Here is a 20,254-nt window from a genome sequence, read left to right as displayed (position 1 = left end):
GCCATGGCGGTGGCGGGGAGGGCTATGCCGCCGCCGAGGAGGGCGAGGGAGGCTCCGGCGAGGACGATGCGGCGGGTCGGGAAACGCTCGAACATTGCAATTCTCCATTCGGCAACGAATAAGGTTTTGTGTACCGCCCCGCTGGATAGGCCGGGGGATTTGATTGGCCTTTTGTTTCTCCGGGGGTTTCCCCGGTGGGGGCGTACTTCCAATAAACCGTGTGGGGGCGTGTGCGTCACGCCACTCGAATACGTGGCTTGACGCCGGGTGCCGATCTTGATAAAAGTCCCTCCCTGATGCGGGAAGGGGCCGCCCCGCTCGCAGTATCGAACCCATGTTCAACATGTACGCGGTCCGCGGGCGCAGGGCCTGCACAGTGGAGAGCCGGAGCCCTCACCGAGGCAGTCGGCCGCTACGGCTCACCCGTACCGCGGGTGCCGCACCCGCCCGAGTGCGGTGGCTGGGCTGTTCCGGTGAGTTCCAGGCGGCCTCGTCCGTGTTCCGGGCGGGGCCGGCCCGTCGGTCACCCGCCGTCCCCTCTGATGTGGTCAGGCTGACGCAGACGTAGGCACCCGTATTCGAGGAGGCACGCAGTGGCCGCCCGCCTCCACCCCGACACCACCCCCGAGGGCCTGCTGGACGACCTGCGGCGCTTCTACTTCGACACCGCCATCTCGGCCGGCCCCGCATCGCTGCTCTCGCTGACCGCCTTCGCCGCGCCCGGACACGTTCTGTACGGCAGCGACTTCCCCATGCTCCCCGAGGAGTGGGCCACCGGGTTCGACGACGGGCTGGACACGTACCCCCACTGGGAGGACGGACAGCTGCACGCGATCAACCGCGGCAACGCCGAACTCCTCATCCCCCGACTTGCTCGCGCCTGAGACCACCGGGCGCTCGGATCGGCCGTAGGGGAGCAGCCGGGAGTGGCGCTGGGGCTATGCCTGCCATCAGCCCGCACGGGGCGGGCATGCAAAGGGGCAGCTGGCCGGGGCTTCAGGGCCGGTGGGTCAGGTAGCCGCCCATGGACGTGAAGTACTCGGTCGCGGGCAGCTCCCGGCCGTCCTCCGTCCGTACGCGTGCGGACCAGGCGGTCCAGGCCTTCCGCGGCCCACGTCCAGTCGATCCGGCTGTCCTCGACGGACCGCTTGTGGAAGAAGCTCGCCTGCGCCCGGTCCTGCGGGGTGAACTCCGTCCGCCCCGAGGCGATGAGGTCGAGCGCGCCGACGACGACGGGGCCGATGAGGTCGACGGTCCGGTGGAAGAGGTCGGTGGCCGTGTCCGTCGGCCCCACCGGCACCGCCTCCTGCCGCACGATGTCGCCGGCGTCGAGTTCCTCGTTCATCCTGTGCGCGGTGACGCCCACTTGGTGGGCGCCGGGTTCACCACGGACGACCACGGCACCCCGGTCCAGGTGCTCGGGGCGGGCCGGCGGGTCGACGCCCGCACACTCACCCTCGCGACCGACACAGGGGTCGACGACCTGCTCGCCCGGGACCGCGACACCGGATTCGACCCGGGCGAGCCGCCGCCGACAGCGACATCCTCGTCCTGCACAACCCGACGACGGCCGTCGACGCGGTCACCGAACAACTCATCGCACGCAACCTCGCGGAGCTGCGCCGCGGCCGCACCATCGTGGTGATCACCAGCAGCCCGGCCCTCCTGGACGCCGCCGACCGCGTCCTCGTCCTGGACGAGGGCGTCATCACCGCCGAGGACACCCATCGCAACCTCCTCGCCACCGACGAGGACTACTGCCTGGCGGTGGCCCGCTGACCCGCCCCAGCGGGTGCGTAGGGCAGCGGGCTGCTCTAGCGTCGAACGAGGAGGGGAAGCCTTGCCGAGCCGGTCCGGTGCGGGGCCCGGGCCCTTCGCGGCACGTCGGCCGTGTGCGCTCGGCGCCGTTCCCACGCGGATCCGGCACATACAGGTCCCGGGCCGCGCGACGATCCCGGAGAGCAGGTGCGTCCCATGCGCACGTCAACCCGTCTCGCAGGTGTCCTCACCGGCCTGACCCTCGTATTCGGTGGCGCGGCCTTCACCGCTCCCGCCGCCCACGCGGACGTCTCGGCCTGTATCAACCAGGTGGAGCAGGAGCTGCACGGTGGCGAGGTCCCGGCCTCCATCCGGGCGGCGTGTACGGCCGGGTCGACCGGCGACCACGACCATTGCGTGACCGCCCTGACGAAGGCCAGCGTGACCAACGGGACCGCGGTGACCGCCTGCAGCGCAGCTCCCTAGCGGGCGCAGGCTCTAGAAGCGCCCAGGCGACGTCCCTGAGGAGGGCGTACCGCCAGCCGGCCCGGTCGTGGCCCGACGCCGAGCGTGACACCCGTACGGTCGCTCCGGCCTGTTGGGCCAAGGCCTCGGCCAGTTCGCAGTGGGGCAGCATCCGCGTTTCGTGTCCCCCACGTCGAAGGCGACCCGCAGACCGGACAGGTCCGGGCGCTCCGGCAGCGGTGCGGCGATGGCGCCGCCGACCGGGCCGCCCATGCGGTCCGCGAGCTCCAGGGCGCCGGAGGTCCACCAGAACGCCCCCGACTGGCAGGCGACCCGGGACACCAGGTCCGGGAACTCCAGCGCCGCGTACACCGCGCTCAGCCCGCCGAGGCTCTGCCCGGCGACCACCAGCCGGTCCCGGTCCGCGGGCAGGCCGGTATCCGCCACCAGCGGCAGCAGTTCGTCCCGGTATCACCCTGGTGGGCAGTTCCGACCGGCCGGTGGCGGACGGCTCTCCGCTGGGGGCCATCCAGTTCATGGCCGAGCGCGCCTCCGAGTCCGGGCAGCTGATCGGCCCGGACGAGGGCATCACCGTCGACGAGGCCCTGCACGCCTACCCCGTCGCCGGTGCCTACGCCTGCCACGGGGAGGACAGAGCGGGCACCCTTACCCCGGGCAAACGCGCCGACCTGGTCGTCCTCGGGGACGACCCGCGGCGCGTCGAGGTCTCGCGCATCGGCGCGATCGAGGTGGTGGCGACGTACGTCGACGGTCGCGAGACCGGCAAGCCGACGGTGCAGGCGGGCAGTCGGACCCGTCGGGAGGGACCTGCGGACACCCGTCAGGTGTCGGTCGGCTCCTCGGGCTGCGGGGGCGTGGGCGGTGCCGGAGGTGTGGACGGTGCCGCGGGCGCAGGCGCGGGCGCGGGGCCGGTGGTCGGAGCCGTGGAGGCGAGCTCGGCGAGGATCGCATCGGCGAGGCCCTCGCGGCGGATCCGCTGGTCGACGTACAGCACCCCGCTCACGAGCTGGGTGAATCCGATCTGGAACATCTGGCTGACCGCGCCGCCGAGGAGCATGGCGATGAAGGCCACCACCATGGCGGTGATCATGCCGGACGTCGGGCCGCTCCCCTCGGTCTGGTCCGCCGCGGCGGGAATCACCGCGAACATGCCGATGAGGTTGAACGGCAACTGGATCAGGTATGAGATCGCACCCGCAATCAGCCCGGCGAGCATGGTGATGCCGAAGATCCGCCACCACTCGCCCCGGACCAGCTTGGCCGAGCGGCGCAGCGCGGTGACCGGGCCGACGCCCTCCATGACCAGGGCGGCCGGGGCCAGGGCGAGCCGGGTGCTGAGCCACACGGTCACGGGGATGGCGACCAGCAGGAACAGCGGCAGGAGGGCGACCATCGCCGGGGAGATCTCCCCGGAGGCCGCGGAGAACATCAGCGGCAGCCACACCGCCATGACGGCCAACATCGGAGAACCGGCGATCAGCACGGTGAGCAGCATCGTGCCGGCCGCCGCGGGTGTGCGCCGCAGGGCGGCGCGCCACATCGCACGGAAGGTGGTCGGGCGGCCCATCACCGCCTCCTTGAGGACCGCCGGACAGAGCGCGGTGAGGACCGCCATGCCCAGCCCGCCCGTCACCAGAAGCAGCACGAACAGCGCGCTGCCGGCGACGACCAACGGCACGACGTGCTCGGCCGTGGGCTCCGTCCCGAAAGGCGGATCGAAGACGGGCTCGATGTGCCGGTACACCACGGCGACGGCGGCGCCCACCTCGAGGGCCATGACCGGCAGCACGACGGCCTGCACGGCCAGCATGACGCCGACCAGCTGCTTCCAGTGGCGCCGGATGGTCGAGAAGGATCCGCCGAGTATCTCCCCGAGGGCCAGCGGCCGCAGGGGGATCACACCAGGCTGCGGCGCCGGCGCCGCAGCCCAGCCGCCCCACTGCGGGGTGCCACCCCAGCCGCCTCCGTGGCCGCCCCACCCTGTGTTCTGCGTCATGTACAAGCTCCATGGATCGTCCCCCGAACGGAGCCACAACGTATCCCACCTCGTCAGAGGCCTGGCAGCCGCTTCCCCACCCCATGTCCCGGGCCGTGGACGCCCCTTCGGGTCCGCCTCGCGGGGCGCGGGGTGACCGGCCGAACGGTCCCGCACGGCTGGGGTGCTGCGCTAGCCTCGTGGCAGTACCTATACCGGGAGGCCCCGATGCGGATCGTCTTCGACCAGGCGGAACAGGATGCGCTGCGCGCCGACGCACGTGAGCTGGTGGCCGACGATCCGCAGATCGCGTACGTGCTCGAGCGATTGGCCGGCGAGGGCATCGACATGGAGCGCGTCGTCCCGTGGGAAGACCTGCGGGAGAACCTCGGTCAGCCCCCGCTGGACGACAACTCCTCCATCCCGAACGTCGCCTGATGAGCAAGCACGGCCCTCGCCGCGCCCGCGTCGTCTTCTACGACGTAGCGCAGGAGCAGATCGAGAGGATGTCGGAGGGCGACCGGACGCGGCTCGACCCGGTGCTCGTCGCCGTCTCCCGGAACCCGGAGCTCGGAGTGGCGTCGAAGCACGGGTCCGTCCGTGAACACCGGCAGGACGGCGTCCGCGTCCTGTACGTCCCGACGGCGCTGGGCACACTGATCCTCGTCGCGTACGTCGAGGCCTGAGCCGCCCGGCCCGTCCCGCCGGCCGAGGTGACCGGCGGCTAGGCGTTCTCTCCTCGTCAGTCGGTCGCGGAAGCCTTCGAGCAGACCTCCCCGAGCTGCCGGAACAGGCGGTTGTCCAGGCATTCGGTGAGGTAGGGGACGCCGCTGGTGTAACCCGACCCGTGAGCGTCCCCGAGCATGCGCACGGCGAGCCTGCGATGGGTGGACTTCCAGCGCTGGTGCCTGCTTTCCAGCCGGCCGAGTGCCGCATCGAGAACAGTCCATTCCGCCTGGCTGAATCCGCCCTCGCGGCGGATGTCGAGATAGGCCCGAGTGAGACTGTCATGGCCGGCATGTTCGGCCTCGGCGCGCACGGCCGGCACATTCGTGAAGGCAGCCGACCGCAAGCGCGGGGCGGTCGGCGGGCCGCACGCTATCTCGAAGCGCTTGTACTGTTCGGACTGGATGGCGCTGGCGCCCTGGGTGAACTGCCGGAATGCGAAGAATTGCTCCGCCCGCATCGTGGCGACGATCCGGAAGAGCGCCGAGGCGCGCTCGAACATCGCAGTCGCGTGATCCACTCGCTGCACGGCGGCTTCGAGGCGCCCGTCACGCATTGACCTTACAGCTGCCTGCGCGTCCGTCGAGATCGTGGTGAAGACCATTTCGTGGGTCTGAAGGGCGCGGATAAAGAAATATTCGTCGTGCGCCACGTACACCGGCTGGACGGATACGTCGAACCAGCGGCCCGCGTCCGTCGCAGGTGGCCGCGGCAGGTGGGGGAGAAGGTCTTCCATCCGGGATTCGGGCATCCTTGCCGGCAGGGACAGGTCACCGGAGTCCGTCGCGCCGACGTGATCGCCCACGAACCGCAGAGCGTGGCGCAGCCGCTTCCGCAGCGTCGTCGGATCCGGCCGGCCCCGGCCCGGCTCCTCGGGTGACACGCCGACTGCTTCGATCTCGAACCGTATGACGTCGGAGATGAGGAGCGTGGCGAGTCGGTCAGGACTCAGCGCGGAGTGCCGTTCGTCCAACAGGAGCTCGAGGAGCGGCAGCGCGAGATAACTTCGGTTCCAGAAGCGGCCTTCGTGCTTGTCGAGCACGCAGTGGAGAAATGCATCGAGAAACGGCCGGCCTGAAGTGTTCCGGCTGCGAACATCAGTCATCTGGACAAGAGTCCTCTTCGGCAGAAAATGCTTTCCTCTGCGCCGTGCCTGTTCCGTTACGGCCCGCGCCAGGGAGATCCCGTCGAGTTCATCCGTGAGGCCGTCTCCGGTCGCCCAGCGGTTGACCTCCCGGAAGGCAGCCACGCGTGAACCACACGTCCCGCGGGCCGGAGACTCGGGACTCTTCTCGGCATCTGCTCCGAGGCATCCGCCTTGGGATATCGCCCGAATGCATCGCGTTCGGCAGTCAGAAGTCATGCGACTCATCTCTTCCTTGGACGGTGGTGAGCCTCACGCTTCCCTGGCGGGGCCCTGGGTCCCACTAGGCATGATCGAAGGGCCGTACGTCTTCGCTCGAACATTCGTGGCTTGACATGGCGCAGGAGTGTGCATGAACATCACCCACACCCGTTTCGTGACCGTGCCCGTCTCCGACCAGGACCGGGCCAAGGCCATCTACGTCGACATCCTCGGATTCGAGGTCGTGTCCGACCGTGCGGTGGGCCCCATCCGGTGGCTCCAGATCGCCCCGAAGGGCGCCCAGACCAGTGTTGTCCTGGCGACCGCCGAGATGGGCTTCACCCCGGGGAGTCTGGCCGCGACCCTGCTGGAGAGCACCGACCTGGACGCCGACTGCGCCGAACTCGCCCAGGCCGGCGTCGAGGTCGGCGGTCCGGTGGACTACCCGTGGGGCCGCCAGGCCACGTTCGCCGACCCGGACGGCAACGCCTGGGTCCTGGCCGCACCCGTACCGGCAGGGTTCTGAGCCGTGGCGGGCGGGGGCGGCACGGCCGAGACGGCGCAAGACGCGGAGAGCAGGGTGTTCGCGGCCCTCGCCAGTCCGATACGCCGAGAGGTCCTCAGACTGCTGCGCGAACAGGGCCCGCAGCCGGTCGCCGAGCTGGCAGCGCACTTCGACATGGCACGCCCGAGCTTCTCCGAGCAGCTGCGGGTCCTACGCGAGAGCGGGCTGGTCGCCGAGACGAAGGCGGGCCGCCAGCGCATCTACCGCCTCCAGGCGGCGCCGCTGCTGGAGGTCCAGGAGTGGCTGCACCCCTACGAGCGGTTCTGGCGCGAGAAGCTCAGCGCCCTGGCCGGTCTCCTGGACGAGATGCCGGACGAGCCGTCCCCACCCGGTCCCGTGCCCCGTACGACCGTCGCGCCCGCCCCGCCCCGCACACCCGACGGAAACGAGAACGCTCCATGACCGGACGCGAGGACCTGACCGCGGTCCACGTCGATCAATTCCTGCCTCACCCGCCCGCGAAGGTGTGGCGGGCCCTGACGGAACCCGAGCTGCTGGCCCGCTGGTTCATGCCGGGTGACTTCCACCTGGAGGTCGGCCACCGCTACACCATGCAGGCGATCCCGATGCCGGCCACCGGCTTCTCCGGGACCATCGCCGCCGAGGTGCTGGCCTTCGAGCCGGGCCGGATGCTCCGTATCGGCTGGCAGGACGCCGACCCCGACCAGGGCATCGACGTCGACTGGACCATCACGTGGACCCTGCACCCAGAGGGCCGCGGCACCCGCCTCCTCCTCGACCACGAGGGCTTCGACCCCGACCACCCCCTCCAGCAGCGCGCCCGCACCCTGATGGGCAACGGCTGGCGCGGCGGAATCATGCGCTCCTTGGCCGCCTTCCTCGACAGTCTCGACGACCCCGACCGGCCCGCCGACGCCGGCGCCGCCGGCTAGAGCCGCCGTTCCACGCAGCCACGAATGGCCCGCAACCCCGGACGGGATTGCGGGCCATTCCACGTTTCCGTGTGGCTGCCTCAGTCGGCCTGCGGCGCCGGGAGGGTCTTCTTGGACACGGTCGTCGTGATGCTCTGCTTGACCACCTTGCCGTGGTGCTTGGTCGTCTTGGTGACCTTCGTGGTCGTGGTGACCCTGACCCTGCCGTCGGGCAGTGTGCGACTGAACGTCTTCGTCTCGGTGACCGTCGTCGTGTTGCCGGCATGGTGCGCCTGGTGGTCGGGTGCCGTCTGCACGGCTGCGACCTGCGGCGCAGCCGGTGCGGCGAAGGCGCTGGAGGGCAGCAGCGCGCCGCCTGCGGCGAGGGCGGTGGAGGCGCCGAGGAGAGCGAGACGCGTGGTCAGGGTCGTACGGATCATGATGTGCTCCTTGTGGTGCGAGAGGGCCTCGGGGGCGAGGCCCCCGGGGAGAGCCCGTGGCGGGCTCCGTGTCTCCATTGGGCCCCAGGCACGCACGACGGGTCATGCCCCTGATGCTCGGGGCTTGACGCACGTTCGGCGGGTGTGGTCAGGGGGGCAGCCGGTCCGGATGCGCGCAGTCACCGCACGGTCAGCGTTCGGCCGGCTCCAGGCGGACGCGGAACCCCGTTCCCCCGCCCGGTGGCGTCTCCAGCTCCAGCCCGCCCCCATGGGCCTGGACGAGCGCAGAGGCGATGGCCAGCCCGAGGCCCGCCCCACCGCCCGCCTGTCGGCTGGGGGAGGGGCGCCCGGTAGAACCGTTCGAAGACCCGGGCCGCCTGCTCGGGCGTGAGACCCGGCCCGGAGTCGGCCACCTCGATCACCTCGTGGCCGCCTGCGCTGCCCACCCCGATACGTACCGGGGAACCCGCGGGCGTGTGCGTGACGGCGTTGCCGACGAGGTTCGCGACCACCTGGCGCAGTCGAGCCTCGTCACCGTTCACCGGTGTGGGGCCTGGCAGGCCGACGCCGCCCGGACCGGTCAAGGTCACCTCGCGCGTCGGGTCCAGCGCCCGGGTGTCGTGCAGGGCGTCGACCGCGAGCGTGCGCAGGTCCATCGGGGCGAGCGCCAGCGGACGCTGCTCGTCCATGCGGACCGGGGTCAGCAGGTCCTCCACCAGACCGCTGAGCCGTACCGCCTCGCTCCCGATACGGGCCATGGTCCGTTTCACGTCCGCCTCCTCGACGAAGGCGCCCATCCGGTACAGCTCGGCTAACCCCCGGATGCCGGCCAGCGACGTGCGCAGTTCATGACCGGCATCGGCAACGAAGCGCCGCATCTGCTCCTCCGATGCGGCGCGCACCGCGAACGCCGACTCGATCTGCGCCGGCATTCCGTTGAGAGCGCTGGTCAGCCGGCCGGTCTCGGTACGAGGCGAGGCGTCGGGCATACGGTGCGACAGGGGGCGCCCGGCGGAGATCTCCGCCGCCGCCTCCTCGATCCGCCGCAGCGGTCGCAGCCTGGCCGGGCTTCAGCTTGAGAGCGTCCGCCTCCGAGAAGTTCGCCGTCACCTGCATGCCGGACGGGTTGGTGAGCACCACGAACCCGGAGAGGCAGGACCAGGAACCGGCGCTGGAGGAGGCGGAGTTGCCGCCCGAACCGCTGTCGCCGCCGGCCGAACCGCCGCCGCTGCCGCTGCCGCTGGTATCGGAGACCATGTCACCCGCCTTCGCCGACACGGAAGCCACCGTCCCGGCGGCGGGTGCCTTCAGTACGGTGCCGTCGGGGGCGCGCTGCGCGGCGTCCACGGCGTTCTGCGCCTGGGTGAGCCGGGCGCGGGCCTGGGCCGGCTGCGCCGGGTCGACGGTCGGCGTGGCGGCCGGCGCGGGCGCGGCTGCGGAACCGCCCCGCGACGACGAGGAGCCGGTGTTCGGCGCCGAACTCGCCTGTCCGGCCTCGGCCTTGGTGGCGTTGGCCTGAGCTGCGGTCGGTGCGGCCCGAGCCTGGGCGAGCGTCTCCGTCGCGGCGGTCGCGTCGACCTTCCCGAGCGGCTGCCCCTTGGTGACCGCCACGGTCCGTGCGCCGCTGCGCGCCGGACTGCCGCTGTCGCCGGTCACCGCCGCGTACGCGCCGCCGGCGCCCGCGAGGACCGCCACGAGCACCGAGTTGATCAGGACGGCCCTGCGCCGCCGTGGGAGCACCTTCATGGAGCCGGGTCCTGACCGCCCGTACTCTGCAGGGTCTGGGAGCTTCCTGGGAGTTTCCTGGGAACGCCACTCCCGGACGAAGCGAACACAGGGCGTGATAAGAGGCGTATTGCGCCCGCTCCCGACCTCCCCGGGCCGCTGTGGCCCGCCCGCTGTCAGGGAACTCCCAGCCGACGCCCCGGTCGCCCCCGTCTCCGTACGGTGCAGTCTCGGTCGCCGATGCGCCCACGCCGCCGGCGGCCCGACACCCCGAGGAGGCAACGGACATGTCCTGGACCAGGCCCCGGCCGTCCACCGCGCGCAGCGCCGTCGCGCTCCGGGCGGCCCTGTCCGCCGTGGTCCTCGAGGCGTGCGGGCTGCTGCTCGCGGGCTGTTCGTCCGGTTCCGGCGCGGTGCATGCGGCGGCCTCCGCCTCGGCGTCGCCGAATGCGAAGGCGATGGACGCGTACCGCCAGCGCCTGGCCCAGCACGGCGTCACGGCGGCGCCGCGCCCGAGCGGTAGCGGCCGCCCGCCCGCGGCACCCGAGGGCCCGGTGCCGGGGCCGACGGCTGGTGTGGAGCATCCGGGGGCTCCGGCTGCGGGGCGCCGGCCGACCCACAGCGGAGGGAAGCGACGCAGGCGTGTGCGGATCTGCGCCCGCAGTTCAACGGGCGTGGCGGTGGCCCCGGCGGCGACAGCAGCGCCATGAGGCATTCAGCAGCTGCCTGAAGGATCGCGGTGTGGTGTTGCCGTAGCAAGGCCCTGCTGCCGCAACGAGGTCAGAACACCCCCAAGCCGGGCGTGAGCCCGTCCGCCTGACGGGCCCTGGCATGCGAGGGGAGAGCGAGGGGCGCAGGATGGACGTGTCTTGCCCGCGGAGCCGGAGAGGGGCGTGGTTCTGATGCCGCGCAACGTCACAACGTTCAGCAGCGGCGAGCGGCAACTCGTTCAGGCCGTGGCCACTGTCGCGCTGGCCGCCTGCATGCTGTTGCCGGCCAGTGATTTCGCGTCGGCCGCGATGCAGGCCCACGCCGCCACGACGACGGTCGCGGGCCGGGTCGCAGCAGCCTCCCCGGCCGCTCGGACTCCGTATGACCGGACCGCCACCCAGACGCTCGACGACATCGTGAGCGGCAACGTCACCGGGGCCACAGCCCACTTCGATGCGACGCTGCGCAAGGTACTGACCCCGGACGCCCTCGCGGGGGCCTGGAAGACCTACCAGGCCACGTTCGGGCGCTACCGATCACACGGGGATCCCAAGGACGTCACAGCCGGCGAGTTCACCGTGGTCAGTGTGCCGCTGCGGATGGAACGCGAGGCCGGGGAGTTCCGCGTGTCCTTCCACGAGGATGGAAGCGTCGCTGGTCTGTGGTTGCTCGAGCCGGGTGTGCCGATCTCGCTGACCGTCCGACAGCCTTGAGCCCCCGTCGGATCCGCCGGTCAGAACGCGAAGACGGCATTCCCGTTGAAGGTCGCGGACATGGTGCACGCGTTGGAGAACGTGTGCTGCCAGGAGATGCGGCTGCCCTTCCAGACGCCGTCCGCGCTGACGGTGACGGGGTCGTAGTGCATCGGGCAGGCGCGGTTCGCGTCCGGGGCGGTCAGGAGCGTGTCGAGGCTGCCGGCGGTGGCGGCGAGGGCCGAACAGGCGGCCTGGGGGTCGGGGTGCGTGCCCTGGGCGGTAGGTGCGCAGCTGAGGACGGACGCCCGCACGACGGTGGCCGCGTCCTCGCCCTTGGCGACGGCGAGGACCACGGCGGACGGGGCGTACAGGCTCGCGGGCTGTGCCTCGGCGATGCCGGTGGCGCCGGTCAGGGAGAGAAGGGCGGCGGCGGAGACAGCAGCGATGCGGTAGCGCACGACAGTACTCACTTTCAATTCAAAGGGTGGATGCAGCATTTGGCTGCGGTGTGTCGACTTGACGCTGCCGAGTCTCTCTGGTGCGAAGGCTGAGTGCACATCGATGACCGATTTACGGACACCTTGTTCGAATGCAGGCGACCGAATGGTCGTTCTGGCTGCTCAGGTGGGGCGTGTGCCCTTCGCAACCGCGCGCGGACGGAGGGTGACACCGGGCGTGGCGTGCCGTTCGCAGGCCGTTGACCTGCCATCGGCCGTGCGCGGTTCATCGAACGGCCACCCAGGCTGACCGGATACTGCCGTTCCGCATCCGTCGGCCCAAGGTCGGTCACCGGTTGCGGCACCGGGGGCGGGCTTCGATAGTGGGAGAGCCGTTCATTGAGCCCAGGAGGACGGAACCGTCCTCGGGCCGGCCACCCTGTGTTCTGACCTCCCTCACACCCTCATGAGAGGGGCACTCCCATGCGCAAGCACACCCGCGCGCGTCGGCTTCTGACGGTGCCGACCGTTCTTCTCGCCGGGAGCTTCGTCCTGTTGCCCGATGCCGCGGTCGCGCAGGCAACCGCGCCCGCCTCCCCGGCACGGATATCGGGAACGTTCCAGCTCGTGAACGCGCAGACCGGCAAGTGCGCGACCGTAGCGGGCGGCGTATCCGCCGCCAACAACCTCCAACTGGTCCAGTTCACCTGCGACACGCACCCCTCGCGCCGCTGGCGTATCCCTGCATCGAGCAGCGCCTCCAATCAGATCATCAACCTGCAGACCGGCAAGTGCGCGACCGTCGCGGGCGGCGTCTCCCGTGAGAACAACCTCCCGCTGGTCCAGTTCACGTGCGACACGCACCCGTCGCGCCGCTGGTTCCTGCGGACCGGAGTGCCCATCGACTGAGGAGGCCGGTTGGTGCCTGGCCCCTGTCAGCCGGGCCACCACACGGCCGCAGCTCGACCGGCAGCCACCGGCCGAGCTGATGCGCGGCGCGCTGGGGTGCGTCGTGGTTCAGCGGCACAGGGCCGTGTCCACCAGACTCTCGACACGCTTCGTGGTTGTGTAGTCGGGCGGGATGATGGTCACCGCGACGCTGGCGGCGCGGCCGTCGTCGGTGGCTCCGCCCCGGGTCTCGTATCCGTTGATGTCGCCGCCGTGGCCCCAGTAGACACCGCCGCAGGACAGCGGCCTGCTCATGAGCCCCAGTCCATAGGCGGCGCCGGTGTCCCCGATGGGGACGGTGGTGCGCATCTGGGCGAGCTGGGCTTCCGGGAGGAGGCGGCCGGCCAGCAGCGCGGTGAAGAACCGGTTGAGGTCGGAATTGGTGGAGATCAACTGGCCTGCCGCCCAGCCCACGGAAGGGTCTATCTCCGTGACGTCGCGCAGGGGCGCGTCTGCTGAATCCTTGTGGTAGCCCCGGGGATGGGGCTCTCGGATGGCCATGTCACCAGGGGCGGGGAAATAGGTGTGGCGCAGCCCGATGCGCTGGATGACGCGCTTGTCCATCTCCTCGGCGAGGGGGCGGCCTGTGACCTTCTGGATGATCAGGCCGGCCAGCAGGTAGTTCGTGTTGCTGTACCCCCAGCTCGTCCCGGGGGCGAAGTCGGCCCTGCGCTGGAAGGCGATGTCCAGGAGGTCGCGGGGGTCAAGGTAGCGGTGCTGACGGATGTCGTCGTCGACGAGGGCTTCGTAGTCGGGAAGTCCACTGGTGTGCTGTAGGAGCTGACGGACGGTGATGTGGCGTCCGTCGAACCCTTCCCCGCGTACGAGGCCCGGCAGATAGCTGTCGACCGTGGCGTACAGGCCGATCTTCCCTTCACCGACCAGTTGCAGCACGACCACCGCGGTGAACACCTTGGTGTTGCTGCCGATCCTCACCTGCCCGTCGTCAGGCACCTTCGACCCGTTGGCCAGGTCACCCACCCCCGCGGTGTAGCTGCGGGTACGGCCCTCACGGTCCTTGACGCTCGCCAGCGCAGCGGGCAGGCCGTCGCCGCGCACCAGGGCGTTCAGGCCCTGCTGGACGGTGTCCGGCCGGGCGGCGGCGAACGCCGCGGGCGGCGCCAGGGCGCCCAGCGTCATGACACCGACGGCCACAGCGGCCGCGGCCGACAGGGCTCCGCGCCGGCCGCCCTGCTGCCGCGTGGAAGAACGAAACATCTGCGCTACCTGCTCAGGCATGAGTCAACTCCTATGAAATCGTGGAACCGTTGGGAATCCGGCGCTACAGCTGCTGTTGGACGCACTGCTTGTATTGCCTGAGGCTGTCGGGCTGGTAGCACTCCTGTGTCTTGTTGGCGTACCAGACCACGAAGACGGCGATGAGGACGGACACCACGATCGCGATGGCCGACGTCACCACGCCGGTGATGGCTCGGCCCCGGCCTATGCCGGTCCGCTTGGCCGTCCTCAGGGCGACGATGCCCAGGATCAGGCCGATGACGCCGAGCGGGCCTCCGATGAAGACGACCGACGTGCTCAAGCCGACAGCGCCCAGCACCGCGGCCGCCCCGGCCAGTCCGTTGGTCGACACCGTGTGATGTGGCGACATGTCTGTCCCTTGCGTGTTCATCAGCCGTCCTTCGGTCAACTGCTCAGGGCACGATCGTGACTTCCGGGGTCTCGGATGCGCATCGCGGGAAAGCGGGAGAAAGTACTCCCTCGATCGGGGGAGGTCACCGGCGAGCTGCCCGGCCATACTGGCCGACTATGATCAAGGGCATCCGGCCGCTGCTGCGCGGCTCCACGTACTCGGGCATGCTGTTCGCCTACTGCGGCGCGGTGGCGAGCCTTCCACTGCTGCCCTTCGCGCTGCTGCCGCTGTTGGCGTGGCGATCCGCTCCCGAGGCAGTGCAGACCGTTCTGGTCCTGCTGGTCTGGGCAGCGCTCATCGGCGTGGTCGGGCTGGCCCGCATCACACGGCGGGCGCTGATCGCGTCCGCCCGCCGACTGTTGTGCGTGCCGCTGCCGGATCCTGTGACTGCACGTCAGCCCGCAAGCTCCGGCGCCGGCCGTTGGCGGACTCCTCTCTGGCTGCTGCTGCACGTGGCACTGGGGTGGGCCGGGGCCCTGGTGAGCGGTCTGCTGTTTCTTTCGGGCCTGGTCCTCCCAGGAGGTTGGCTCGGCGCCGAGGCGGGGCTGAGTCTGTTCGGCTGGTCGGTGCGGGTGGAGGGTGGCTGGCAGAGCTGGGTCGCGGCAGTCGGGTGCCTGCTGCTGGCGGCGGCCGTGTGCGCGGTGGTAGCGAACGCCCTGCGGTGGCTGGCGCCCAGACTGCTGGGACCGTCATCGGCTGAGCGGCTCGCGCTGGCGGCGGAGCGGCAACTGCAGCTGGCCGAACGGAACCGACTCGCCCATGAGTTGCACGACTCCATAGGGCACACGCTGACGGCGACCACGATCCAGGCCGCGGTGGCCGGCGAGGTGCTCTCCGCCGACCCGGTGGCGGCGCGGGCCGCCCTGCGCAGCATCGAGGAGTCGGCCCGGGCCGCGCTGGAGGACCTGGACTACGTACTTGGCGTGCTGCGCGAGGAGAAGGCGGAGACGGCGCCGACCCGCACCCTGGCCGACCTGCCCGAGCTGCTCGACCGGTTGCGGCACGCGGGCGCGGTGGTGGAGCCGGAAATGTCTGGCGAGTTGGCGCAGGTGCAGGGGACACTCTCGCGGGCGGCCTACCGCATACTGCAGGAGGGGTTGACGAACGCGTTGCGGCACGGGGCGGGCGGGCCGATCGGGGTCCGGGTGGCCGCCGCGGAGGACGGACTGGAGCTCAGCGTGGTCAACCGGACCGGCCCCGGCACGAGCACGAGCACGGGTGCGGGCTCGGGGCCGGGTGCCTTCCCGACATCCGGGCACGGCCTGCCCGGGCTGGCCGAGCGCGTGAGGTTGCTGCACGGCGAGATCGACGCCGGCCCACATGGTCCGCAGCACTGGCGGCTGGCGGTCCGGCTGCCGGTACGGTGGTCGGCATGATCGGCTCTGACACGAGCGCAGCCGTCACACTCCTGATCGCGGACGATGACGAGGTGACCCGCAGCGGTCTGCGCACCTTGCTCGGGGTACAGCCGGGGATCACGGTGATCGGGGAGGCCGCCGACGGCGTCGAGGCCGTCGAACAGGTGCGGCGGCTACGGCCGGACGTGGTCCTGATGGATGTGCGGATGCCGCGTTGCAACGGGATCGAGGCCACCCGGCGGGTGCTGGCCGAGTCTGATGAGCCGCCGAAGGTCGTGGTGATCACCACCTTCGAGAACGACGACTACGTCACCGCCGCGCTCAGCGCAGGGGCCAGCGGGTTCGTGCTCAAGAGGCTTCCGGTCCGTCAGATCACGGAAGCGGTGCGGGTGGTGGCGGCGGGGGAGGCGATCCTCTTCCCGGCGGCACTGCGCCGCATGGTCGCTGCCCGCCCGCTGCACTCCTCGAAGGCGTTGCCGAGGGCTGCGCTGACGGGGCGGGAGGAGGGTGTGCTGCGGTTGATGGCCACCGGCCTGTCCAACCCGGAGATCGCGGAGTCGCTGACGGTGAGCCTGGAGACGGTGAAGACGCACGTCGGGAACGTACTGAACAAGCTGGGAGCCCAGAACCGGACCCACGCGGTGGTGATCGCCTACGAGTCGGGTCTGGTGGTGCCGGGGTTCACCGGCTGACACGAGCGGAGAGCGACCGAGTCCGGTGGACCTGTGCGGCACATCGCCGCCCACGAGTGGACCAATTGCCGAGGCGTTGATTATCGGCTGGTGATGGCGTGCCGCATGTGTCGAACTTGAGGTCGAGGCTGGAACGCATGTACGCCACATCGCGCCGCCGCAGGCCCACGGGAATCTCCCGATCACGAGCCGCCGCCTGTTGGGCCAGTGCCGTGATCGGCCTGATCGGCTCCACCTGTTCCGCCCACGCCGCGACGCCCCTGGCAGCCGACCCCACCGTCATCCGCGGCTGCGCCGACCAGTACACGGGCAGCGTTACGGCGCCGCAAAGGGAAACCGATCGGCCCCTCGGAACGTGTCGCCGCGCCCGTCACCGGTCCCGGCATGGAACCGTCTCCGCATGACCGAAGGCTCGACACCTCACATGTCCCCGGCGCGGATCACCGTACTGGGCGTTCAACCCGGCAACCCACCCTTTCGCATCGTGGAGGTCGACGGAGAGTTCATCGGCAGGGCGATGTCGATGACCGACGTGCTGTTGCTCGCCGCGGAGATGGGGATCGTGATCCACGACCTCGACGACCTGGACGTGGTCCGGTGGGTCGGAGGCGGCAAGTTCACCTGGAACCCGCGCTAGGTTCTGCCCGGCGGGAGACCGGCCGGCCCCGGCTGGGCACCGCGGCAGCGCGCAGTGTCCAGTCCAGGGTCGGCTCAGTCTTGCCCGCGATGCGTCCGCGCGCTCTGCGCCGTCCGGCACGGCAGCCGCGCGGACACGGCGTCATGGGGGCTCAGTACACGTGTCCCACGTGCGCAAGTGCCTGCTTCAGCAGTACCCCCTGCCCGCCGGGCATTTCGCTCTCCACGGCTTGCGAGGCAGCCTCCTGCGGACTGAACCAGACCAGGTCGAGCGCGTCCTGGCGGGGGCGGCAGTCGCCGCTCACCGGCACGATGTAGGCGAGGGACACCGCGTGCTGGCGCGGGTCGTGGTAGGAGGTGACGCCCGCCGTGGGGAAGTACTCCGCGACCGTGAACGGCTGGAGGGAGGCGGGAACACGGGGCAGGGCCACCGGCCCGAGGTCCTTCTCCAGGTGGCGCAGCAGCGCATCACGGACCCGCTCGTGGTGCAGGACCCGGCCTGACACCAGGGTCCGGCTGACCGTTCCGTCCGGACCGATGCGCAGCAGCAGTCCGATGCTGGTGACTTCGCCGCTGTCGTCCACACGTACGGGCACGGCCTCCACGTACAGGATCGGCATCCGGGCCCGGGCCGTTTCCAGCTCGTCCGTGGTCAGCCAGCCGGGCGTGGTTTCGGTCGTGTCAGACATTGTTTGAGCATACTTTCCGGGTGGGGTGCCCGCAGGAATGCGGGCCGGTTCGGATACGGGAGTTTCGTGCCGGTCGTGGCTACGGAACGGCCGAGCCGGTGTTCTGTGTTGTTGTTGTTCGGGCTGGGTGCAGTTCCACGATCTCGCGCAGCTGCCGGCACGAGTCGATCCGGTCACCGATCCGCTGCGCGCGCTCGGGGGTCGGGCCGTGCACGCCGGCAAGGAGCTCTTCGGCAGTTCTACTTGGCATGTCCCGGATCTTTTCAGTGCACAGGACGACCGGCTCCGCCGGGTCCGGCCCCGCTGCTGAAGCTCCTTGCACCGCGCCTGCCCACGTCGGCTGCGCGGGAGGTGTTCATGGCGCGGCCTGGGTGCCGAGGTCGGCGAGCAGACCGCGTACGCGCTGCTCGATCTCGTCGCGGATGGGTCTGACGGCATCGACACCCTGTCCGGCCGGGTCCTCCAGCTGCCAGTCCAGGTATCGCTTGCCGGGGAAGTAGGGGCAGGCGTCGCCGCAGCCCATGGTGATCACCACGTCGGACGACTGCACCGCCTCGACGGTCAGCACTTTGGGCGTCTCGGCGGAGATGTCGATCCCCGCCTCGCGCATCGCCTCGACCACGGCGGGGTTCACGGTGTCGGCGGGGGCGGAGCCGGCCGAGCGCACCTGTACGCGGTCCTGGCCGAGGTGGGTGAGGAAGGCGGCGGCCATCTGCGAGCGGCCGGCGTTGTGGACGCAGACGAACAGTACGGACGGGACAGCGGGAGCGCTCACGGCGAGGGTTCCTCCTGGTCGGGTGGTGCAGCGGGGCGGATCAGCGGCCGGCGAAGACCTGGACGGCCGCTCGGCGCCCGAGCCGAGCCGCGTCGGTCATCCGGAGCGTCCGTCGGCAGGGGCATCGAGGAGCGAGGAGAGGCGGGCGAGGGCGGCGGGCAGCAGCCAGTAGTAGACCCAGGTTCCGCGTCGCTCGGAGCCGACCAGGCCGGCCTCGCGCAGCACTTTGAGGTGATGGGAGATCGTCGGCTGCGAGACGTCGAACGGGCCCGTCAGGTCGCAGACGCACGCCTCGCCGCCCTCGTGCGAGGCGATCAGCGACAGCAGCCGCAGCCGCACCGGGTCGGCCAGGGCCTTGAACGTCTTCGCCAGGTCGACGGCGGCTTCCTCGCCCAGCGGCTCGCGCACCATCGGCGAGCAGCACGCCACGGCCGCCGCCTGGTCCTGACCGAGCACCTGCAGTTCCGGATTCGACATGCGTCTATGTTGACAGTCGTCTATCGAATGCCAAGTGCTACTGTATCGATATCCGTCGATATAAAACCCGGATCCCGGGAGGCTGCCATGTCCCGTGTTCAGCTCGCCCTTCGCGTCGCCGACCTCGAAGGCTCGATCGCCTTCTACTCCGAGCTCTTCGGCGCCGAGCCCGCCAAGCGCCGCCCTGGCTACGCGAACTTCGCCATCGCCGAGCCGCCGCTCAAGCTCGTCCTCATCGAGGGCCCGGCCGGCGAGGACACCCGGCTGGACCACCTCGGCGTCGAGGTCGAGTCCACCGAGCAGGTCACCGCCGCCACCTACCGCCTCAAGGAGGCCGGGCTCGCCACCTTCGAGGAGAACGACACCTCCTGCTGCTACGCGCTGCAGGACAAGGTGTGGGTGACAGGTCCCGGCCAGGAGCCGTGGGAGGTCTACGTCGTGAAGGCCGACGCCGCCTGGGTCGGGCCGATCGCGACGACCAGCGTGTCGTGACGCGCCATGGCCCGGGTCGGGCGGGCCCGGTTGCGGGCCCGCCCTGTGGTCAGTCGTCCACGGCGTCCAGCACCTTGCCCAGGTCCACGAACTTGAAGCCCGTGGCGGTGCGCGGGCCGTCCTCGGGGGCGTCGTGGCCGTCCTGGACCACGAGGAGGCCGCGGGGGAACGCGCGGCCGAGGAGCTGGTTCAGGGCCGCGGCCCCGTCACACTCCTCCGAGCCGTCGAGGTCCCGCGAGCGCGCGGTGATCCGTACGCCGCCCTCGTACTCGTGGTGGTCCTTGCGCTCGCGGTCGTAGAAGGCGAACGTGTTGTCGCCCTGGCTCGACACCATGAGGTAGCCGTCACCGTCCCCTTCGTCGACGATGGTCAGCCCCTCCACGTCCGCGGACAGGCGGCGGCCGCCGAAGCCCGGGTCGACGCCGGGCGTGCACTCCTCGGTCTCCTCGTCGTACGTGGCCGGGACACCGTACTCGCGGACCCGGTCCACCAGCACCGGCGCCGAGGTCAGATCGGCCCGCATCCGCCAGATGCCGACGTCCTCCTGGCCGGCATAGAGGGTGCCGTCGGCGGGGTCGACGACCATGCCCTCGACCTGGGGCCGCTCGCCCGGCCCACTGCAGGGGCTCCAGGACGCGCCGTTCGGCAGACGGAAGGAGGAGGGCAGGTCCAGGCTCCGCACGAGGCGGTAGCCGACCGTACCGCCGGGGGCGGCGGTCAGTTCGAGCAGGGCGAGCCTCGTCTCGTGGCGGCGGCTGACCAGGGCACAGCAGCGCTGTCCCGCCGGCGGCGGGAGCAGTT

General features: G+C 70.8%; 25 protein-coding genes and 6 pseudogenes. 16 read left to right on the top strand and 15 right to left on the bottom strand.

Features of this window, described 5'->3' with window-relative positions; translation table 11 throughout:
- Window positions 1–593 precede the first annotated feature (593 nt).
- A complete protein-coding gene (locus tag AB0M76_RS32740) occupies window positions 594–884 on the top strand; it encodes an amidohydrolase family protein (RefSeq protein ID WP_365956372.1) in 291 nt (96 codons plus the stop codon).
- 112 nt (window positions 885–996) lie between these two features.
- Here the strand turns inward: AB0M76_RS32740 and AB0M76_RS32735 are convergent.
- Window positions 997–1,369: pseudogene (locus tag AB0M76_RS32735) on the bottom strand (formyltransferase family protein); the annotation flags it as partial.
- A 152-nt stretch (window positions 1,370–1,521) separates the two neighbouring features.
- Between AB0M76_RS32735 and AB0M76_RS32730 the strand changes: the two are divergent.
- Window positions 1,522–1,779: pseudogene (locus AB0M76_RS32730) on the top strand (ABC transporter ATP-binding protein); the annotation flags it as partial.
- Window positions 1,780–1,974: 195 nt separating this feature from the next.
- The gene (locus AB0M76_RS32725; protein ID WP_365956371.1) at window positions 1,975–2,244 is read left to right on the top strand and encodes a hypothetical protein; all 270 of its coding nucleotides are present in this window, start codon (window positions 1,975–1,977) and stop codon (window positions 2,242–2,244) included.
- A gap of 16 nt (window positions 2,245–2,260) precedes the next feature.
- Here the strand turns inward: AB0M76_RS32725 and AB0M76_RS32720 are convergent.
- A pseudogene (locus AB0M76_RS32720) lies at window positions 2,261–2,691 on the bottom strand (alpha/beta hydrolase-fold protein); the annotation flags it as partial.
- Between AB0M76_RS32720 and AB0M76_RS32715 the strand changes: the two are divergent.
- Window positions 2,691–3,005, top strand: a pseudogene (locus AB0M76_RS32715) (amidohydrolase family protein); the annotation flags it as partial. The pseudogenes AB0M76_RS32720 and AB0M76_RS32715 overlap by 1 nt on opposite strands.
- A gap of 59 nt (window positions 3,006–3,064) precedes the next feature.
- Here AB0M76_RS32715 and AB0M76_RS32710 read toward each other — a convergent pair.
- A complete protein-coding gene (locus tag AB0M76_RS32710; RefSeq protein WP_365956370.1) occupies window positions 3,065–4,240 on the bottom strand; it encodes a hypothetical protein in 1,176 nt (391 codons plus the stop codon).
- A gap of 207 nt (window positions 4,241–4,447) precedes the next feature.
- Between AB0M76_RS32710 and AB0M76_RS32705 the strand changes: the two genes are divergently transcribed.
- Together AB0M76_RS32705 and AB0M76_RS32700 are read left to right on the top strand one after the other, a co-directional pair.
- A complete protein-coding gene (locus AB0M76_RS32705; protein WP_266670757.1) occupies window positions 4,448–4,657 on the top strand; it encodes a hypothetical protein in 210 nt (69 codons plus the stop codon).
- A complete protein-coding gene (locus tag AB0M76_RS32700; protein ID WP_365956369.1) occupies window positions 4,657–4,905 on the top strand; it encodes a hypothetical protein in 249 nt (82 codons plus the stop codon). The genes AB0M76_RS32705 and AB0M76_RS32700 overlap by 1 nt, the downstream gene beginning before the upstream one ends.
- A 56-nt stretch (window positions 4,906–4,961) precedes the next feature.
- On the opposite strand, the gene AB0M76_RS32695 is transcribed toward AB0M76_RS32700, so the two are convergent.
- The gene (locus AB0M76_RS32695; protein ID WP_365956367.1) at window positions 4,962–6,194 is read right to left on the bottom strand and encodes a tryptophan 2,3-dioxygenase family protein; all 1,233 of its coding nucleotides are present in this window, start codon (window positions 6,192–6,194) and stop codon (window positions 4,962–4,964) included.
- 247 nt (window positions 6,195–6,441) lie between these two features.
- Here AB0M76_RS32695 and AB0M76_RS32690 point away from each other — a divergent pair, with 247 nt between their 5' ends.
- The 3 genes from AB0M76_RS32690 to AB0M76_RS32680 are packed head-to-tail and all read left to right on the top strand — an operon-like array spanning window position 6,442 to window position 7,748.
- Window positions 6,442–6,816 carry a VOC family protein gene (locus tag AB0M76_RS32690; RefSeq protein WP_365956366.1) on the top strand — a complete coding sequence of 125 codons (375 nt, stop codon included), beginning with the start codon at window positions 6,442–6,444 and terminating at the stop codon, window positions 6,814–6,816.
- Window positions 6,817–6,819: 3 nt separating this feature from the next.
- A complete protein-coding gene (locus tag AB0M76_RS32685) occupies window positions 6,820–7,257 on the top strand; it encodes a metalloregulator ArsR/SmtB family transcription factor (RefSeq protein ID WP_365956365.1) in 438 nt (145 codons plus the stop codon).
- On the top strand, window positions 7,254–7,748 hold the full coding sequence (locus tag AB0M76_RS32680; protein ID WP_365956364.1) for an SRPBCC domain-containing protein: 495 nt from the start codon (window positions 7,254–7,256) through the stop codon (window positions 7,746–7,748). Before AB0M76_RS32685 ends, AB0M76_RS32680 begins: the two co-directional genes overlap by 4 nt.
- A gap of 80 nt (window positions 7,749–7,828) precedes the next feature.
- On the opposite strand, the gene AB0M76_RS32675 is transcribed toward AB0M76_RS32680, so the two are convergent.
- From AB0M76_RS32675 to AB0M76_RS32665, 3 genes and pseudogenes are all read right to left on the bottom strand, one after another.
- The gene (locus AB0M76_RS32675; protein ID WP_365956363.1) at window positions 7,829–8,167 is read right to left on the bottom strand and encodes a hypothetical protein; all 339 of its coding nucleotides are present in this window, start codon (window positions 8,165–8,167) and stop codon (window positions 7,829–7,831) included.
- Window positions 8,168–8,357: 190 nt separating this feature from the next.
- Window positions 8,358–8,462: a hypothetical protein gene (locus AB0M76_RS32670; protein WP_365956381.1), complete on the bottom strand. Its 105-nt coding sequence runs from the start codon at window positions 8,460–8,462 to the stop codon at window positions 8,358–8,360.
- A gap of 112 nt (window positions 8,463–8,574) precedes the next feature.
- A pseudogene (locus tag AB0M76_RS32665) lies at window positions 8,575–9,168 on the bottom strand (HAMP domain-containing sensor histidine kinase); the annotation flags it as partial.
- A 1,011-nt stretch (window positions 9,169–10,179) separates the two neighbouring features.
- Here AB0M76_RS32665 and AB0M76_RS32660 point away from each other — a divergent pair.
- The gene (locus tag AB0M76_RS32660; RefSeq protein ID WP_365956362.1) at window positions 10,180–10,602 is read left to right on the top strand and encodes a hypothetical protein; all 423 of its coding nucleotides are present in this window, start codon (window positions 10,180–10,182) and stop codon (window positions 10,600–10,602) included.
- 192 nt (window positions 10,603–10,794) lie between these two features.
- Window positions 10,795–11,316, top strand: coding sequence for a DUF3887 domain-containing protein (locus AB0M76_RS32655; protein WP_365956379.1), 522 nt, complete (start codon window positions 10,795–10,797; stop codon window positions 11,314–11,316).
- 20 nt (window positions 11,317–11,336) lie between these two features.
- Here AB0M76_RS32655 and AB0M76_RS32650 read toward each other — a convergent pair whose 3' ends face one another.
- Entirely contained in the window at window positions 11,337–11,768 is a 432-nt protein-coding gene (locus AB0M76_RS32650) for an SSI family serine proteinase inhibitor (protein ID WP_365956361.1), read from the bottom strand.
- Window positions 11,769–12,218: 450 nt separating this feature from the next.
- Between AB0M76_RS32650 and AB0M76_RS32645 the strand changes: the two genes are divergently transcribed.
- On the top strand, window positions 12,219–12,644 hold the full coding sequence (locus AB0M76_RS32645; RefSeq protein WP_365956360.1) for an RICIN domain-containing protein: 426 nt from the start codon (window positions 12,219–12,221) through the stop codon (window positions 12,642–12,644).
- A 108-nt stretch (window positions 12,645–12,752) separates the two neighbouring features.
- Here the strand turns inward: AB0M76_RS32645 and AB0M76_RS32640 are convergent, their stop codons facing one another.
- Both AB0M76_RS32640 and AB0M76_RS32635 read right to left on the bottom strand, forming a co-directional pair.
- On the bottom strand, window positions 12,753–13,922 hold the full coding sequence (locus tag AB0M76_RS32640; protein ID WP_365956359.1) for a serine hydrolase domain-containing protein: 1,170 nt from the start codon (window positions 13,920–13,922) through the stop codon (window positions 12,753–12,755).
- Window positions 13,923–13,965: 43 nt separating this feature from the next.
- On the bottom strand, window positions 13,966–14,292 hold the full coding sequence (locus tag AB0M76_RS32635) for a DUF4190 domain-containing protein (protein WP_365956358.1): 327 nt from the start codon (window positions 14,290–14,292) through the stop codon (window positions 13,966–13,968).
- Between the two features lie 158 nt (window positions 14,293–14,450).
- Between AB0M76_RS32635 and AB0M76_RS32630 the strand changes: the two genes are divergently transcribed.
- The 3 genes from AB0M76_RS32630 to AB0M76_RS32620 all read left to right on the top strand — a co-directional run bounded on the left by AB0M76_RS32630 (window position 14,451) and on the right by AB0M76_RS32620 (window position 17,021).
- Entirely contained in the window at window positions 14,451–15,710 is a 1,260-nt protein-coding gene (locus tag AB0M76_RS32630) for a histidine kinase (protein WP_365956357.1), read from the top strand.
- On the top strand, window positions 15,707–16,384 hold the full coding sequence (locus AB0M76_RS32625) for a response regulator transcription factor (protein ID WP_365956356.1): 678 nt from the start codon (window positions 15,707–15,709) through the stop codon (window positions 16,382–16,384). Before AB0M76_RS32630 ends, AB0M76_RS32625 begins: the two co-directional genes overlap by 4 nt.
- A 400-nt stretch (window positions 16,385–16,784) precedes the next feature.
- Window positions 16,785–17,021, top strand: coding sequence for a hypothetical protein (locus AB0M76_RS32620; protein ID WP_365956355.1), 237 nt, complete (start codon window positions 16,785–16,787; stop codon window positions 17,019–17,021).
- A gap of 151 nt (window positions 17,022–17,172) precedes the next feature.
- Here the strand turns inward: AB0M76_RS32620 and AB0M76_RS32615 are convergent, their stop codons facing one another.
- The 4 genes from AB0M76_RS32615 to AB0M76_RS32600 form a co-directional block, all read right to left on the bottom strand.
- On the bottom strand, window positions 17,173–17,709 hold the full coding sequence (locus AB0M76_RS32615) for an NUDIX hydrolase family protein (protein ID WP_365956354.1): 537 nt from the start codon (window positions 17,707–17,709) through the stop codon (window positions 17,173–17,175).
- Window positions 17,710–17,788: 79 nt separating this feature from the next.
- The gene (locus tag AB0M76_RS32610; RefSeq protein ID WP_365956353.1) at window positions 17,789–17,959 is read right to left on the bottom strand and encodes a hypothetical protein; all 171 of its coding nucleotides are present in this window, start codon (window positions 17,957–17,959) and stop codon (window positions 17,789–17,791) included.
- Window positions 17,960–18,064: 105 nt separating this feature from the next.
- Complete coding sequence (locus AB0M76_RS32605; protein WP_365956352.1) at window positions 18,065–18,484, bottom strand: arsenate reductase ArsC; 420 nt, start codon at window positions 18,482–18,484, stop codon at window positions 18,065–18,067.
- Window positions 18,485–18,580: 96 nt separating this feature from the next.
- Window positions 18,581–18,895, bottom strand: a complete 315-nt coding sequence (locus tag AB0M76_RS32600) for a metalloregulator ArsR/SmtB family transcription factor (protein WP_365956378.1) — start codon at window positions 18,893–18,895, stop codon at window positions 18,581–18,583.
- Between the two features lie 153 nt (window positions 18,896–19,048).
- On the opposite strand from AB0M76_RS32600, the gene AB0M76_RS32595 reads away from it, so the two are divergent.
- Window positions 19,049–19,453: an ArsI/CadI family heavy metal resistance metalloenzyme gene (locus AB0M76_RS32595; RefSeq protein WP_365956351.1), complete on the top strand. Its 405-nt coding sequence runs from the start codon at window positions 19,049–19,051 to the stop codon at window positions 19,451–19,453.
- A gap of 49 nt (window positions 19,454–19,502) precedes the next feature.
- Here AB0M76_RS32595 and AB0M76_RS32590 read toward each other — a convergent pair.
- Window positions 19,503–20,219 (bottom strand): annotated as a pseudogene (locus tag AB0M76_RS32590) (phytase); the annotation flags it as partial.
- Between the last annotated feature and the right edge of the window lie 35 nt (window positions 20,220–20,254).

This window comes from Streptomyces sp. NPDC051364 (assembly GCF_040682115.1).
Taxonomy (GTDB): domain Bacteria; phylum Actinomycetota; class Actinomycetes; order Streptomycetales; family Streptomycetaceae; genus Streptomyces.
Note: the sequence above shows the minus strand (reverse complement) of the source record. Positions and strands in the feature narration are given on the sequence as shown.